The sequence below is a fragment of the Leisingera sp. ANG-M7 genome, assembly GCF_000813965.1.
Classification (GTDB): domain Bacteria; phylum Pseudomonadota; class Alphaproteobacteria; order Rhodobacterales; family Rhodobacteraceae; genus Leisingera.
This window is the reverse complement of the sequence record NZ_JWLI01000017.1, coordinates 113,885-127,557: the sequence shown is the minus strand read 5'-3', so window position 1 is coordinate 127,557 and position 13,673 is coordinate 113,885. Positions and strand designations below refer to the sequence as shown.

Here is a 13,673-nt window from a genome sequence, read left to right as displayed (position 1 = left end):
CCCGTAAGGGAATTCTGCGCACAGCAAACCTGCGGATCAAGGAAATCCGCGGAATGGCGGCAATTTACAAAAGAACTGCCGCCAGCGCGCCACGCTCAGTAACCGTTCCAGCGGAACGCACCGTTCTCGGCCAGCGGCGAGAACGGGTTAAAGGCGACTTCCCAGACATGCCCGTCCGGGCTGCGGAAATACCCGTGATGGCCGCCCCAGAACACATCCTGCGCAGGCTTCAGCACCTCCGCCCCCGCGTCCTCTGCCGCTGCCAGAAGCTGTGCCACCTCCTCCTTGCTGCGGGTGTTGTGGCTCAGCGTCATGGCGCCGGTTCCCAAGGCCTCTGGCGGCAGGCCGATATCCTCCGCCAGCGCCGCCAGCGGATAGAGGCCCAGTGTCTGCGAAATCAGATCAAATGCAATGACGCCATCCGGGCTTTCAGCCCGCTTCCAACCCAGAGCCTCGTAAAAGGCGGCGGCCTTTTCCATATCCGGCACGCCCAGTGTAATCAGGCTCACCCTTTGTTCCATCATTCAAATCCTTGTGTTTTCAACCAATTCAAAATGCCGTCCACCGTTGCCTGCGTCTGGCTGGGCGACACGATATCCCCGGCCAGAATATGGCCATGCACATCGTCCGCAGCCCCCGGCGGAACCAGGCTCACCGCAACCGGGCCGCCCCAGGCCGCGGCGACCTCCGCTGCAAGGTCCGGCCGCACCACTTTATCGCCAACGGAATACCAGAACAATACGGGAACATCAGTATCGCTGAGATCCATCTCCCGGACCGCATTCACCATTGCCGCCATTGGCAGCACCGCCTGAGACGGATAACGCGTGGTCCAGAACCGTTCATAGGCTTCGCTGCGCACCGGCAGTTCAATCTCGCGCCCGGCCAGCGGCGGCAGCCAATAACGTGCTGCAGGCCAGGTCAGCAGGGGTGCAAACACCGAGTTCAACCCGTAATTCGGCGACATCAGCACCATCGCATCGATGTTCTGCGCCAGGTCCGTGTCCAGCGCTGCCACAGTCGCAAGGGCTGCACCTGTGGAATTGGCAATCACAACGACCCGGTCCCCAACGTGCGCTGCAGCCGCCAGCGCCTCGGCGGTGTCCTGCATCCAGGCCTTGGGCGTGCCTTCCAGCATCGCCACGCCAGTGCGCCCATGGCCGGTCAGCCGGGTAAAGACCAGATTGGCGCCAAGGCCTGCAGCCACCCGGTCCGGCACCGGTCGGACTTCCTCGGAGGTGGCGGAAAACCCATGGATGTAAAGGACTGACACCGGCGTCCGTGTCTCTGCTTGCCCGGCCCAAACCACGCGCTTTTCCGTGCCGGGCGTAATGTCATCGAACCGACTCTCGACGCTTTCGAAATAAACCTGAACACCTTCGCCAAACTTGCGTGCATCGAAACTGGCGGTCAGGTCCACCTCCTCGTAAGGGCCAAAGACCGTCAGCGCCGCAACGGGCACCGCCAGGGCCAGCAGCCCTCGCCCCAAGGCACGCCCGAACCGGCGCATCAGGCGGTGCCCAGGACGTCCAGTACCGCATCCTCGATCATCTGCAGACAGGCCTCGTCCGAGAACCGGTGATCCGCGTCCTTCACCAGGTTCAGCCGCATGTCGGGACAAGTCGCATGCTCCATCAGCCGCAGCGCGGTCTCTGTCGACACCGCGGTATCCGCCGTTCCCTGCAGACAGCGTACCTTGAAGGGCAGGAACAGCGGCGTCCGCAGCACCAGCCGCTTGCGTCCGTCTTCGATCATCCGCTTGGAGATATGGTAGGGCTCCATATAGTCGCTCGGCAGCTCCACATAGCCGCGGCTCTCCAGCTCGGCCTTTTGCGCATCCGAAAAATTGGCCCAATAGCCGTCCTCGGTGAAATCCGGCGCCGCCGCGATGGTCACCAGGCCCTTGATCCGTTCCGGCATCTCCCGCGCCAGCAATAGCGCCTGCCAGCCGCCCATGGAGGAGCCCACGGGTACGATCACGCCTTCAGTCAGCTGCGCAACCGCCTCCAGCGTGTCCTCATGCCAGTCGCCGATGCAGCCTTCCTCGAACGTGCCGGAGCTTTCGCCATGACCGGAATAGTCGAACCGCAGAAACGCCTGTCCGCGTGCCTTCGCCCAGGCCTCCAGATGCACCGCCTTGGTGCCTTCCATGTCCGACTTCAGCCCGCCCAGGAATACCACGCACGGCCCTTGCCCCTCGCTCAGATGATAGGCAATCCGGCGGCCCTGGGCGGTCTCAAGGTATGATGCAGCTGGCATGTCTTTGCTCTCCTGTGCTTTTCCCAAGATGTGGCACGGCTCCGCCCGCCCCGCAAGCAGCTGCACTGCCTGCTTGCAACTCCCCTGCCGACTTCCTTATGGTCCGCAAAATTTTTTGAAGGACCCCGGGGGCATGTTCAGACTCATCAAGGGCATTTTCACTGGCGCCGCGATCATTGCAGTGGCCCTGGCAACAGTTTGGGCCGTCATGGCCCTATGGTACCGGCTGCCCTTTGAGACACTGGGCCGCGGGGCCTTGGCGAGCGGCTTTGGCCTGCTGGGTGTTGCCGTAATCGCAAGCATGTTCCGCCGCCGCGCCTTGCGCGCGCTCACCACTTTTGCGCTGGCGATGGCTGCCGTCATCCTGTGGTGGTCCACCCTCACCCCGCCCGCAGAGCGCAACTGGTCGCCCGATGTGGCCCGCCAGGTGACCGGCACGTTCGAGGGCGACATCCTCACCCTCGAAAACGTGCGCAACTTCGCATGGGAAACGCCGGAAGACTTCGCCGAGGCCTGGGAGACCCGCAGCTACGACCTGACCAAGCTGCAATCCACCGACCTCTTCATGTCCTATTGGGCAGGCCCGCAGATGGCACATATGATCGTCAGCTTCGGCTTTGAGGGCGGCGACCACATCGCCTGGTCCGTCGAGGTGCGGCGTCAGCTGGGCGGCGGTTTCTCTCCCATTGCCGACCTGTTCAAATCCAACACCCTGGTTCTGATCGCCGCCGACGAGCGCGATCTGGTCGGCACCCGCACCAATGCCCGCGGCGAGGATGTGCAGCTGTTCCGCATCGGTGTGAGCCCCGACACCGGGCGGGAACTGCTGCTGAAATATGTTGAGACCGCCAACAGCCTGGCAGCCCGGCCCCAGTGGTACAACTCCCTGACCACCAATTGCACCACGGTGGTGATGACCCTGATCCGCAGCTTTGCGGACGAGGTGCCGCTGGACTGGCGGGTGCTGGCCAATGGCTACCTGCCGGAGTTTGCCTGGGAGCAAGGCGTGCTTGACCAGAGCCGCAGCGTCGAAAACCTGCGCGCGCTTGGCAGCGTCACACCGATCGCACAGGCGCATGGGGTCGGTCCCGACTACTCCGCCATGATCCGCGAAGGCGTGCCCTCACCAGCCCAATAAACCGGGATCGTCTTCATCTGGCTGAAAATATCCCGGGGAGCGCGAGGGGCTGGCCCCTCGCTTGCCCGGCGGAGGATCAGGACAGTCCGGCGGCAGGTGTCCCGCTCACCTTTTGCATCTGCAAACGGCCCAGCAGGTTCTGAATCCGGCTCAGGACCTCCCCGGTCTGCACCGCCTTCTCCATGTTTGCTCCGCCTTCGATCTGCGCGCCGTGCTCATAAGACAGATGGCGGTGCGACAGGATTTTCTGCGACTGGCACAGTGCGGTTTCAATCAGATCCACATCTTCAACCGTCAGGTCAAAGTTCGGGTTCGGGCGGGTCATCGGAACACTCCTGGTATGTCCATTGGGCCTAAGATTTCGGCCACCCTGCCCCGGATCGCCATTCATGGCAACAATTTTTTTGTTATTTTTCAATTGCTTAGCGGTATACATATTTGTACAATCGCATGCACAGGCACACAAACGGAAATTCCTGCGCAATTACAATCACATGCAATGCCGCCTTGACTTGCCCTTGTATTGGCAGCAAAACGCGCAGACCAAACACATACCCGCAACCGGGCGTTCTGTGGGCGCCAAACCGACGAGGAGCAGCCAGACCATGGCCCAAATCTCTCTCACTTTCCCCGATGGCAATGCACGATCCTACGACGCAGGTATAACCCCTGCGCAGGTGGCTGCCGGCATCTCGACCTCGCTGGCCAAGAAGGCCATCTCTGCCACCGTCAACGATCAGCACTGGGACCTGCAGTGGCCAATCGAAGGCGACGCCACCATCGCCATCCACACCATGAAGGATGAGGTCCAGGCCAATGAGCTGATCCGCCACGACCTGGCGCATGTGATGGCGCGCGCGGTGCAGGAAATCTGGCCCGACACCAAGGTCACCATTGGCCCGGTCATTGAGAACGGCTGGTACTACGACTTCGACCGGGCTGAGCCCTTCACCCCGGAGGATCTCGGCGCCATCGAGAAAAAGATGAAGGAAATCATCAACAAGCGTGATGAAGTCCGCACCGAAGTGTGGGAACGCGACCGCGCGATCCAGCATTACACCGACAACAACGAACCCTATAAGGTCGAACTGATCGAAAGCATCCCCGGCAATGAGCCGCTGCGGATGTACTGGCACGGCGACTGGCAGGACCTTTGCCGCGGCCCGCACCTGCAGCACACCGGCCAGTTGCCCGGCGATGCATTCAAGCTGATGAGCATCGCAGGCGCCTACTGGCGCGGCGACAGCTCCCGCGCAATGCTGCAGCGGATCTACGGCGTTGCCTTCACCGGCAAGGAAAAGCTGAAAGCGCATCTCCACATGCTGGAAGAGGCCGCCAAGCGCGACCACCGCAAACTGGGCCGCGAAATGGACCTGTTCCACATGCAGGAAGAGGCACCGGGCCAGATCTTCTGGCACCCGAACGGCTGGACCGTCTACACCCAGCTGCAGGACTACATGCGCCGCCAGCAGCGCAAGGGCGGCTATGTCGAAGTGAACACCCCGCAGGTCGTCGACCGCAAATTGTGGGAAGCCTCGGGCCACTGGGACAAATACCAGGAGAACATGTTCATCGTCGAAGTCGACGAGGAGCACGCCCGCGAAAAGGCGGTGAACGCGCTGAAGCCGATGAACTGCCCCTGCCACGTGCAGATCTTCAACCAGGGCCTCAAATCCTACCGCGACCTGCCGCTGCGGATGGCCGAGTTCGGCTCCTGCAACCGGTATGAGCCCTCGGGCGCGCTGCACGGCATCATGCGGGTGCGCGGCTTTACCCAGGATGACGGCCACATCTTCTGCGCCGAGGATCAGATCGAATCCGAAACCGCGGAGTTCATCGACTTCCTGTCAAAGATCTACAAGGATCTGGGGTTCGAGAAGTTCTCGGTCAAATTCTCTGACCGCCCGGACACCCGCGCCGGTTCCGATGAGGTCTGGGACAAGGCAGAGGCCGCGCTTCTGTCCGCCACCCGCGCCGCCGGGATCGAGCCGGAACTGAACCCGGGCGAAGGCGCCTTCTACGGCCCCAAGCTGGAATTCGTTCTGACCGACGCCATCGGCCGCGACTGGCAGTGCGGCACCCACCAGGTGGACTTTGTTCTGCCCGAACGCCTGGACGCCACCTATATCGGCGCCGACGGTGCCAAGCACCGCCCGGTCATGCTGCACCGCGCCACCCTCGGCTCCTTTGAGCGTTTCATCGGCATCCTGATCGAGGAACACGCTGGCAAGCTGCCGTTCTGGCTGGCGCCGCGCCAGGTGGTGGTCGCCTCGATCACCTCCGACGCCGATGACTATGTGCAGGACGTCGTGGCCGAACTGAAGAAAGCCGGCGTGCGGGCCGAGGCCGACATCCGCAACGAGAAGATCAACTACAAGGTCCGCGAACATTCCGTGGGCAAGGTTCCGGTCATTCTCGCCGTCGGCCACCGCGAGGTGGAGGAGCGCACCGTCTCTGTCCGCCGTCTTGGCGAAAAACAGACCAAGGTGGAAAGCCTCGAAAATGTTACAAAGGCACTGGCGGTGGAAGCCACCCCGCCGGACCTTCTGTAACATTCCGTCCCGAAAACAGCATCAGCGGCCCCCATCCGGGGGCCGTTTTGTTTCAAAATCCGGTAAAACCCCGCGATTTCAGCTCTTTGCGCTGCAATCCTGTCTCACATACGCTGACGCAGACGTGAGACACGGCCTCGTGACTTAAATTCCTGAAAACCTCGGGTTAGTGTTTTCCTGTCAACACGACACCGCACGTTAAACCGAAAGGAATTCACGAGATGTCGACCACCGCAAAATCCCTGGCCGTTGCCAGCGCCGTTGCCGCCGCTCTGACCGCAGCTTCGACCATCCCCGCTGCTGCTGCCACCAAGGAAAAATGCTACGGCGTTTCGCTGGCAGGCCAGAACGACTGCGCCGCCGGCCCCGGCACCACCTGCGCAGGCACCTCGACCACCGACTACCAGGGCAACGCCTGGACTCTGGTTGACGCAGGCACCTGCGAGGGCATGGAACTGCCGGCGATGGCAGACGGCACTGAGCGCAAGGGCTCGCTGGAGCCGCTGGAGCGCGACCTGCCGGCATAACACCGGCTTGATTTCCGGGGCGGGAGTGTCAATTCCCGCCCCTTTTGCACCCGGACCACAGGACCCTCCATGCTTGACACCGCTGCACATGACAGGCTGCCCGCCGCTCCCGGCGTCGGTTACAAGCCGCAGCATTTCGCCCAGATCACCGCCGATCCGGGCAGCGTCAAGTGGCTGGAAATCCACGCCGAAAACTACATGGGTGACGGCGGACGTCCAATTGCGCAGCTGCGCCATTTGTCTGAAAACTTCGCCATGTCGGTGCATGGCGTCGGCCTGTCGATCGGCGGCGAAGGGCCCCTGGATACCGACCACCTTGCCCGGCTCAAGCATCTGGTGGGCTGGCTGAACCCTGCCAGCTTCTCTGAACATCTGGCCTGGTCCACCCACGACAGTCATTTCTACAACGACCTGCTGCCGCTGCCTTACACGGACACCAGCCTGCAGCGGATCTGCGATCACATCAACGAACTGCAGGACACCATCGGCCGCCGGATGCTGCTGGAAAACCCCTCCAGCTACCTCGCCTTCGCCGAGAGCACCTGGTCCGAGCCTGAGTTCCTGGCCGAAATCTCCCGCCGCACCGGCTGCGGGCTGCTTCTGGACGTGAACAACGTCTTTGTCTCCGCCACCAACCTCGACTTCTCGCCGCAGGGCTACATCGACGCCTTCCCGCTGGACAAGGTCGGCGAGATTCACCTTGGCGGCCACGACGAGGATGAGGACGGCCACGGCCGTCCCTTGCTGATCGACAGCCACGGGCGCGAGGTGGTGGACCCGGTCTGGGCGCTCTTGGATTACACGCTGGCAAAATCCGGCCCCAAACCGGTGCTGATCGAATGGGACAACGACGTGCCGGACTGGCCGGTGCTGGAGGCAGAGGCCGCCCGCGCCGCAACCGCGCTGGAGCGCGTCCCGGCATGAGCGTCAGCCAGACAGAGTTCACCCGCGCCATGATGGATGCGGGCCAGCCGGTGCCGGACGGTCTGATCGACCATCAGGACCAGCCCGCCGGGCGCCGTTTCAGTGTCTACCGAAACAATGTCGCCGTCTCGCTGACAGAGGCCATGCACAGCGCCTTTCCGGTGATTGCCAAGCTTCTGGGCAAGCAGAACATGGACGGGCTGGCAGGCATCTATCTGCGCCAGCATCCGCCGTCCTCGCCGCTGATGATGTTCTACGGCGAACACTTCCCCGCCTTTCTGGAAGGCATGGAGCAGCTCCAGCATCTGGGTTACCTCGGCGATGTGGCCCGGCTGGAGCTGGCTCTGCGCCGCGCCTACCATGCCGCCGATGCCGCGCCAATTGCGCCTGACGCGCTTGGCGCGCTAACGCCGGGTCAGCTGATGGATACCCGCCTCTCTCTTGCACCCGCGGTGCAGGTTGTCTGTTCTCCTTGGCCAATCCACGCCATCTGGCGCTACAACACCGAAAACGGCGCGCCCAAGCCTGAGCCGCAGGCCCAGGACGTGCTGGTCACCCGTCCTGAATTCGACCCCATTCCCCAGGTTCTGCCGCCCGGCGGGGCCACCTGGATCCGCGCCCTTATGAAGGGCGCCACCATCGGCGAAGCGCTGGAACAGGCCGCCGCCGCAGACGAAACTTTCGACCTGGGTGCCACGCTGGCCCTGCTGTTGCAGGGCGGCGCGATCACCGGATTGGACAGCAAAGGGTAAATCCATGCATGCACTTGTCTCCATTCACGACGCCGTCTTCCGCCAGGTGGAAAGGGGCGGCAACTGGCTGCTGCCGCTGGCAGCGCGCTTTGTCTTCGCCTCCACCCTGCTGCTCTACTTCTGGAACTCCGGCCTGACCAAGCTGGGCGACGGCATCCTCGGCCTGTTCAGCCCCTCGATCGGCGCCTACAGCCAGATCTTCCCGAAACAGCTGGAGGCTGTCGGCTATGACGTCTCCCAGTTCGGGCTGTTCCAGAAACTGGTGGTGCTGGCCGGCACCTACGCCGAGTTCATCCTGCCTCTGCTGATCGTCATCGGCCTTCTGACCCGCCTCGCTTCGCTCGGCATGATCGGCTTTGTCATCGTGCAATCGCTGACCGACATCTACGGCCACGGTGCGACCGACGACAAAACCCTTGGCGCACTGTTCGACCGCTTCCCCGACGCGGTGATCCTGGACCAGCGGCTGTTCTGGGTTTTCCTTCTGGCGGTTCTGGTGGTCAAAGGCGCAGGCGCGCTATCCGTGGACGCCCTGCTGCGCAACCGGATGGAACCGGCCATCGCCTGACACCACCAGTTGTCAAACGCAAAAGGCGCCCTGCCCCGGCAGCGGCGCCTTTTTCATGCGGTTTCGCTATGGATCAGAAATGCGCCTTGGGTTCGTCCGGCTTGCCCGCCGCAAGCGCCATCAAGCCGCCCACCGCGGCAAAGCTGAGCGGGAAAATGGTAAAGACGTTGAGGCCAAAGCCCGCATACATCCCCGCCGCCGACCCCAGCAGCAGAATACCGCCCCACAAGGCCCGCGCCCGTGCCATCGCCCCGCCGGCAATCGCCAGCATAGGCGACAGCACCGCCAGCAGCCGCAGCTTCTCGACGTTCTCGACCTGCTCGGCCAGCCCCTCAACCTCGCCGAAATGCTCCACCGCAGCGGTGTAGCCATAGCCGAACAACCCCACCACCATGCCGAAAATCCCGGCGATGATCCCCAGAACAAGGGCTGCATTACGCATCAATTCTCTCCCAGAAACTGCGGGAATGACATATGCGCCGCCTCAGGCCGCGCCAAGAGCCGCCTTGGTGTTCTGATCCCAGCCCAGGAATAATTCCCCGTCACGCTCGATCAGCGGCCGCTTCATCAATGCCGGGTGCGCCCGCAGCAGGTCGAGCGGCTCGCTGGCGCGCTCTTCCTCGCTCAGGCCTCTCCAAGTGGTCGACCGCGTGTTGATCAGCTTGTCGCCGAACTGCGTATGCGCAGCCTCCAGCAAACCCTCCGGCATGCCATCCGCGCGGATATCCGACAGAACCGAATCAGGAAGCGCTTTCAACGCCTTGCGGCAGGTGTCGCAGTTCTTGAGCCCATAGATTTTCATGATGCCTTCATGCTCCCCATCCGGAATTCACACAATTTATGGTAGAATTCACCGGTTTCTCTTGATTTTCATTCAGCCCGTGCAAAACTCTAGGTTGTTCGGTTTAACCATGTTCCCCGCAATCAGGGAACGGGCCGGATACCCCTGGGCATCCCGGGGCGACGTGCAAAGTAGAAGGAGACACGGGAAATGCCAAGCGGCACCGTGAAGTGGTTCAACACCACCAAAGGGTACGGGTTTATTGAACCCGATGAAGGCGGCAAGGATGTGTTTGTGCACATTTCAGCGGTGGAGCGGTCGGGCATGACCGGTCTCGCCGACAACATGAAAGTCGGCTATCAGCTGACCGAGGGCCGGGACGGCCGGCAAATGGCGGCCGACATCAAGGCGATGTAAGGTCTCATGCCTGCGCTGCGCCCGGACATTGACCGGGCGCAGGCACTGACGTGCTGTCTCAGCCCTTCCGCAAGTATTCCACCATCACACAAGCCGGATCGCTTCCGCGCAGCACCGTTTCCCCGGCCTTTGCCCAGTCGTCAGCCTGAAACTCCGGGAAATAGGCATCTGCATCCTCGATGGTCAGATCCACCTCGGTAACCAGCAGCCTGTCTGCCATCTCCAGCATTCCGCGATAGATCCCCTCGCCGCCGATGCCATAGACGCGCCGGTAGCCTTGGGCATAGGCTTCCTGCACCGCAGCCTCGATCGAGGGCAGCACGATCTCTGCCGCCTGCGGGTTGGAAGACACCACCAGATTGAGCCGGTTCTTCAACGGCTTCACCGGCAGGCTGTCCCAGGTATTGCGGCCCATGATGATGGCACCGCCCAAAGTCTCGCGCTGGAACGCCTTCAGATCCTCGGGCGCAAACCACGGGATATCATTGTCCTTGCCGATGGCGCCGTTGCGCGCTCGCGCAGCGATCAGGGTAATCATGCCTGTTGTCCTTGTGTCTTAAACCGCCACCGGCGCCTTGATCACCGGGTCGGGGTCATAGTTCAGGATCTCAAAATCCTCGAAAGTGAAGTCGAAAATCGAGTTCACCTGACGCTGGATCCGCAACTGCGGCAGCGGCTTGGGGCTGCGCGACAGCTGCAGCTGCACCTGCTCCACATGGTTCGAATAGATATGCGCGTCACCCATGGTGTGCACAAAATCCCCGGCCTCGTAACCGGTCACATGCGCCACCATGGCCAGCAGCAGAGAATAAGACGCGATGTTGAACGGCACCCCCAGGAACATATCGGCAGAGCGCTGATACAGCTGCATGTGCATCTTGCCGCCCGCAACCCGCACCTGCCACAGCGTATGGCAGGGCGGCAGCGCCATGTCCGGGACATCTGCAGGATTCCAGGCCGACACGATCAGGCGGCGGCTGTCCGGGCTTTTGCGGATCATCTCCACCAGATCCGCGATCTGATCGACGCTGCCCGCACGGTACAGCGGCTCATCCCCCAACGTGCCCTCTGCCAGCTCCAGCTTGGGGAACCGGCGCCATTGGTGGCCGTATACAGGACCCAGGTTGCCATTCTCATCAGCCCACTCGTCCCAGATCGACACCCCGTTTTCCTTCAGGTAGCGGATGTTGGTGTCGCCGGACAGGAACCACAGCAGTTCATGGATGATGGAGCGCAGATGCAGCTTCTTGGTGGTCACCAGCGGGAAGCCGTCCGCCAGGGAATAGCGTGCCTGCATCCCGAAACAGGACAGCGTGCCGGTACCGGTGCGGTCGTCTGACGGCACCCCGTGATCCAGAATGAACTGCAGCTGATCGTGATACTGTTGCATGGCCTGCTCCCTGCCCTCTGGCGCTGGCCCGGTCTTACCTTCCGGACCGGGCGGGGCCAAGCGGGAATCCCTTGCGCCCTGCCCCTAGGGACATACTACATCTGGCCCGCCCGGAATCAAAAGCCGCAAAATGAGCACAGGATCGTGACGGAAGCCCCCTCTTTGCCGCTTTTCCTTCTGCCCAGCCCGGTCAATACTGCCGGCAAAACCAATCAGGGGAAAACCATCATGCCGCTTACCTATCTGCACACCATGGTCCGGGTGAAGGATCTGGAGAAATCCATGGCCTTCTTCGAACTCCTCGGCCTCAAGGAAACCCGCCGCTGGGACAATGAACAGGGCCGCTTTACCCTGGTCTTCATGGCGCCTCCCGGCCAGGAGGACGCCCCGGTCGAGCTGACATACAACTGGGACGGCGACGATGGGCTGCCCAGCGACAGCCGCCATTTCGGACATCTCGCCTATGGCGTGGATGACATCTATGCCACCTGCCAGCACCTGATGGACAACGGCGTCACCATCAACCGCCCGCCGCGCGACGGGCATATGGCCTTTGTGCGTTCGCCCGACAATATCTCGGTCGAACTGCTGCAGAACGGCCCCTCCCTGCCCGCGGCAGAGCCCTGGGCCAGCATGGAAAACACCGGTCACTGGTAGGCCCGGTCACTGATTGGTCTGGTCACTGGCGGGCCGCGTCACTGTCAGGCCTGGATGTTGACAGAGCCGGCCGCAGAGTGAGCTGGCCTCTGACTGCCAGCCCTGTATCGCTTTCGTGGTGCAGGGCGTAAGCCAAGGCCGGCACAAGCGGATGCCGAAGCGAGTGCAGCCACCGCGAACAATAGCCCGGAACGCAACAGGCACCCACGCAAAAATGCCGGCTCAGCCCTGCCTGGGCTGTCCGTGCAAAAACGCCTGTTCTGTGCCCGTTCATACCAGACGGAAAGGGCGGCTGCTTCTGCAGCCTCAGCCGTGGCCTGCGCGAGACCCGGCGCCTTACCCATCAATCCGGTCAGAGCACGGTTTCCCCTCATGCCCTGTCAGCGGCCTGCCGGTGTTCCCCGGCTGCGCGGCCTGATGCCTGCTGGAAAGTTTTCCCGGCAGACTCTTAGTAAATGTAACGGATCTGGTCGGACCAGTAGCGTTCCATACGCTTCAGCGAGGCGGTAATGTCCTCGATCCCTTCGGAGGAAATCACGTTCTTGCCTTCCAGCCCTTCGGCATGGCGGGAGAACAGCGCCGAAACGATATCGCGGATCTCGCGGCCGCGCTGGGTCAGGCGCACCCGCACAGAGCGGCGGTCAATCTCGCAGCGCTGATGGTGCATATAGCCCATTTCGACCAGTTTCTTCAGGTTGTAACTGACATTGCTGCCCTGATAGTAGCCGCGGGTTTTCAATTCCCCGGCGGTCACCTCGTTGTCGCCGATGTTAAACAGCAGCAGCGCTTGAACGGCATTGATTTCCAATACACCAACGCGTTCAAACTCGTCCTTGATGACATCCAGCAGCAGACGATGAAGGCGCTCAAGCAGACCCAGCGCCTCCAGATAGCCAGTCATGAAACCCTTGCGGTCCACCTGGCCAATTGGCAATTCCATACTCATTCGCATCTCCGACTCGAATTTGCTTCTGAGACAAGATGCCAACAATTCCCGAAAAATCGGTTAAGCCGGAATTTTATTATTTTTGGTGGGTTTGTGCGATTTCTGCAACCAGGGTGCGGAACCGCTCCTGCGGTTCCGCCTGGCCGGTCACCCACTGGTACAGATCCTGGTCGTTCTCGAGCAGCAGCTGGTCATAAAGATCCAGCTGCGCCGCGTCCATCTGCTCCAGGCTGGCAGCTGCATAGGCCGACAGCAGGATATCCATTTCCTTGATACCCCGGCGCATCGAGCGCATCTGCAGCCGCTTCAGTCGGGTGGCACGGTCTTCCTGCATCACTTGGCCTCAGACAGTTTCGGCTGCCGGTGCGTCATTGACCTGCAGCAGGGTGCGCAGTTTCTTTTCCAGCCGCGCAGCACGCTCGGCGTTCTGGCGCATCTCGCTGCGCAGCGAACGCAACTCATTCAGCACGCTGGCAAAATCACCGGCTTCAAGCTCCAGCGGCGCCGGTTCCGACATGCCTTCGCCTTCGCCGGTCAGCAGCCAGGACATCGACACGTTCAACAGGCCTGCCAGCATTGTCAGCTTGTTTGCACGCGGCTCCGACAGGTCCCGCTCCCAGGCACTCAGGGTCGACTTCTTGACACCCAGGCGCCGCGCCAGCTGGCCCTGGGTCATCCCGGCTGCTTCGCGCGCCGCGGCAACGCGGTCGCCGAAAGTTGCTGCATCCGGGCCGTACCAGTCTGTGTTCTGCTCAGTCATTG

Annotated in this window: 19 protein-coding genes; 8 read left to right on the top strand and 11 right to left on the bottom strand. The window is 62.0% G+C overall.

Annotation, left to right across the window (positions count from 1 at the left end; genetic code table 11):
* Positions 1-95: 95 nt before the first annotated feature.
* From RA26_RS18640 to RA26_RS18630, 3 genes are read right to left on the bottom strand one after another with little or no spacing between them, the layout of a single operon-like run.
* On the bottom strand, positions 96-521 hold the full coding sequence (locus RA26_RS18640; protein ID WP_039186424.1) for a VOC family protein: 426 nt from the start codon (positions 519-521) through the stop codon (positions 96-98).
* Positions 521-1,510, bottom strand: a complete 990-nt coding sequence (locus RA26_RS18635; protein WP_039186295.1) for an alpha/beta hydrolase — start codon at positions 1,508-1,510, stop codon at positions 521-523. The genes RA26_RS18640 and RA26_RS18635 overlap by 1 nt, the downstream gene beginning before the upstream one ends.
* Positions 1,510-2,259, bottom strand: coding sequence for an alpha/beta hydrolase (locus RA26_RS18630; RefSeq protein WP_039186294.1), 750 nt, complete (start codon positions 2,257-2,259; stop codon positions 1,510-1,512). Before RA26_RS18630 ends, RA26_RS18635 begins: the two co-directional genes overlap by 1 nt.
* 133 nt (positions 2,260-2,392) lie before the next feature.
* Here RA26_RS18630 and RA26_RS18625 point away from each other — a divergent pair, with 133 nt between their 5' ends.
* Positions 2,393-3,397: an Lnb N-terminal periplasmic domain-containing protein gene (locus RA26_RS18625; protein WP_039186293.1), complete on the top strand. Its 1,005-nt coding sequence runs from the start codon at positions 2,393-2,395 to the stop codon at positions 3,395-3,397.
* A 76-nt stretch (positions 3,398-3,473) separates the two neighbouring features.
* Here the strand turns inward: RA26_RS18625 and RA26_RS18620 are convergent, their stop codons facing one another.
* Entirely contained in the window at positions 3,474-3,722 is a 249-nt protein-coding gene (locus RA26_RS18620) for a hypothetical protein (protein WP_039186291.1), read from the bottom strand.
* Between the two features lie 280 nt (positions 3,723-4,002).
* Here RA26_RS18620 and thrS point away from each other — a divergent pair, with 280 nt between their 5' ends.
* The 5 genes from thrS to RA26_RS18595 all read left to right on the top strand — a co-directional run bounded on the left by thrS (position 4,003) and on the right by RA26_RS18595 (position 8,720).
* Entirely contained in the window at positions 4,003-5,949 is a 1,947-nt protein-coding gene (gene thrS / locus RA26_RS18615; protein ID WP_039186289.1) for a threonine--tRNA ligase, read from the top strand.
* A 221-nt stretch (positions 5,950-6,170) separates the two neighbouring features.
* Positions 6,171-6,476 (top strand): BufA1 family periplasmic bufferin-type metallophore, encoded by a 306-nt coding sequence (locus tag RA26_RS18610; RefSeq protein ID WP_019295611.1) that lies wholly within the window; start codon positions 6,171-6,173, stop codon positions 6,474-6,476.
* A gap of 69 nt (positions 6,477-6,545) precedes the next feature.
* The gene (gene bufB / locus RA26_RS18605; protein ID WP_039186287.1) at positions 6,546-7,400 is read left to right on the top strand and encodes an MNIO family bufferin maturase; all 855 of its coding nucleotides are present in this window, start codon (positions 6,546-6,548) and stop codon (positions 7,398-7,400) included.
* The gene (locus RA26_RS18600; RefSeq protein ID WP_039186286.1) at positions 7,397-8,152 is read left to right on the top strand and encodes an HvfC/BufC N-terminal domain-containing protein; all 756 of its coding nucleotides are present in this window, start codon (positions 7,397-7,399) and stop codon (positions 8,150-8,152) included. The genes bufB and RA26_RS18600 overlap by 4 nt, the downstream gene beginning before the upstream one ends.
* A gap of 4 nt (positions 8,153-8,156) precedes the next feature.
* A complete protein-coding gene (locus tag RA26_RS18595; protein ID WP_019295614.1) occupies positions 8,157-8,720 on the top strand; it encodes a DoxX family protein in 564 nt (187 codons plus the stop codon).
* A 73-nt stretch (positions 8,721-8,793) separates the two neighbouring features.
* On the opposite strand, the gene RA26_RS18590 is transcribed toward RA26_RS18595, so the two are convergent.
* Complete coding sequence (locus RA26_RS18590) at positions 8,794-9,162, bottom strand: hypothetical protein (protein WP_039186285.1); 369 nt, start codon at positions 9,160-9,162, stop codon at positions 8,794-8,796.
* A 42-nt stretch (positions 9,163-9,204) separates the two neighbouring features.
* Positions 9,205-9,522 (bottom strand): ArsC/Spx/MgsR family protein, encoded by a 318-nt coding sequence (locus RA26_RS18585; RefSeq protein WP_039186283.1) that lies wholly within the window; start codon positions 9,520-9,522, stop codon positions 9,205-9,207.
* A gap of 189 nt (positions 9,523-9,711) precedes the next feature.
* Between RA26_RS18585 and RA26_RS18580 the strand changes: the two genes are divergently transcribed.
* Positions 9,712-9,918, top strand: a complete 207-nt coding sequence (locus RA26_RS18580; protein ID WP_039186282.1) for a cold-shock protein — start codon at positions 9,712-9,714, stop codon at positions 9,916-9,918.
* Positions 9,919-9,976: 58 nt separating this feature from the next.
* Here the strand turns inward: RA26_RS18580 and RA26_RS18575 are convergent, their stop codons facing one another.
* Together RA26_RS18575 and RA26_RS18570 are read right to left on the bottom strand one after the other, a co-directional pair.
* Positions 9,977-10,456 carry a dihydrofolate reductase gene (locus RA26_RS18575; RefSeq protein WP_039186279.1) on the bottom strand — a complete coding sequence of 160 codons (480 nt, stop codon included), beginning with the start codon at positions 10,454-10,456 and terminating at the stop codon, positions 9,977-9,979.
* 18 nt (positions 10,457-10,474) lie between these two features.
* Positions 10,475-11,308 carry a thymidylate synthase gene (locus tag RA26_RS18570; protein WP_039186277.1) on the bottom strand — a complete coding sequence of 278 codons (834 nt, stop codon included), beginning with the start codon at positions 11,306-11,308 and terminating at the stop codon, positions 10,475-10,477.
* Between the two features lie 228 nt (positions 11,309-11,536).
* Between RA26_RS18570 and RA26_RS18565 the strand changes: the two genes are divergently transcribed.
* Positions 11,537-11,965, top strand: coding sequence for a VOC family protein (locus tag RA26_RS18565; protein WP_039186422.1), 429 nt, complete (start codon positions 11,537-11,539; stop codon positions 11,963-11,965).
* A 448-nt stretch (positions 11,966-12,413) separates the two neighbouring features.
* Here RA26_RS18565 and RA26_RS18560 read toward each other — a convergent pair whose 3' ends face one another.
* The 3 genes from RA26_RS18560 to RA26_RS18550 all read right to left on the bottom strand — a co-directional run bounded on the left by RA26_RS18560 (position 12,414) and on the right by RA26_RS18550 (position 13,671).
* The gene (locus tag RA26_RS18560; RefSeq protein ID WP_039186275.1) at positions 12,414-12,911 is read right to left on the bottom strand and encodes a MarR family winged helix-turn-helix transcriptional regulator; all 498 of its coding nucleotides are present in this window, start codon (positions 12,909-12,911) and stop codon (positions 12,414-12,416) included.
* 76 nt (positions 12,912-12,987) lie between these two features.
* On the bottom strand, positions 12,988-13,245 hold the full coding sequence (locus tag RA26_RS18555; protein ID WP_039186273.1) for an FAD assembly factor SdhE: 258 nt from the start codon (positions 13,243-13,245) through the stop codon (positions 12,988-12,990).
* Positions 13,246-13,254: 9 nt separating this feature from the next.
* A complete protein-coding gene (locus tag RA26_RS18550) occupies positions 13,255-13,671 on the bottom strand; it encodes a helix-turn-helix domain-containing protein (RefSeq protein WP_039186271.1) in 417 nt (138 codons plus the stop codon).
* Positions 13,672-13,673: the final 2 nt, after the last annotated feature.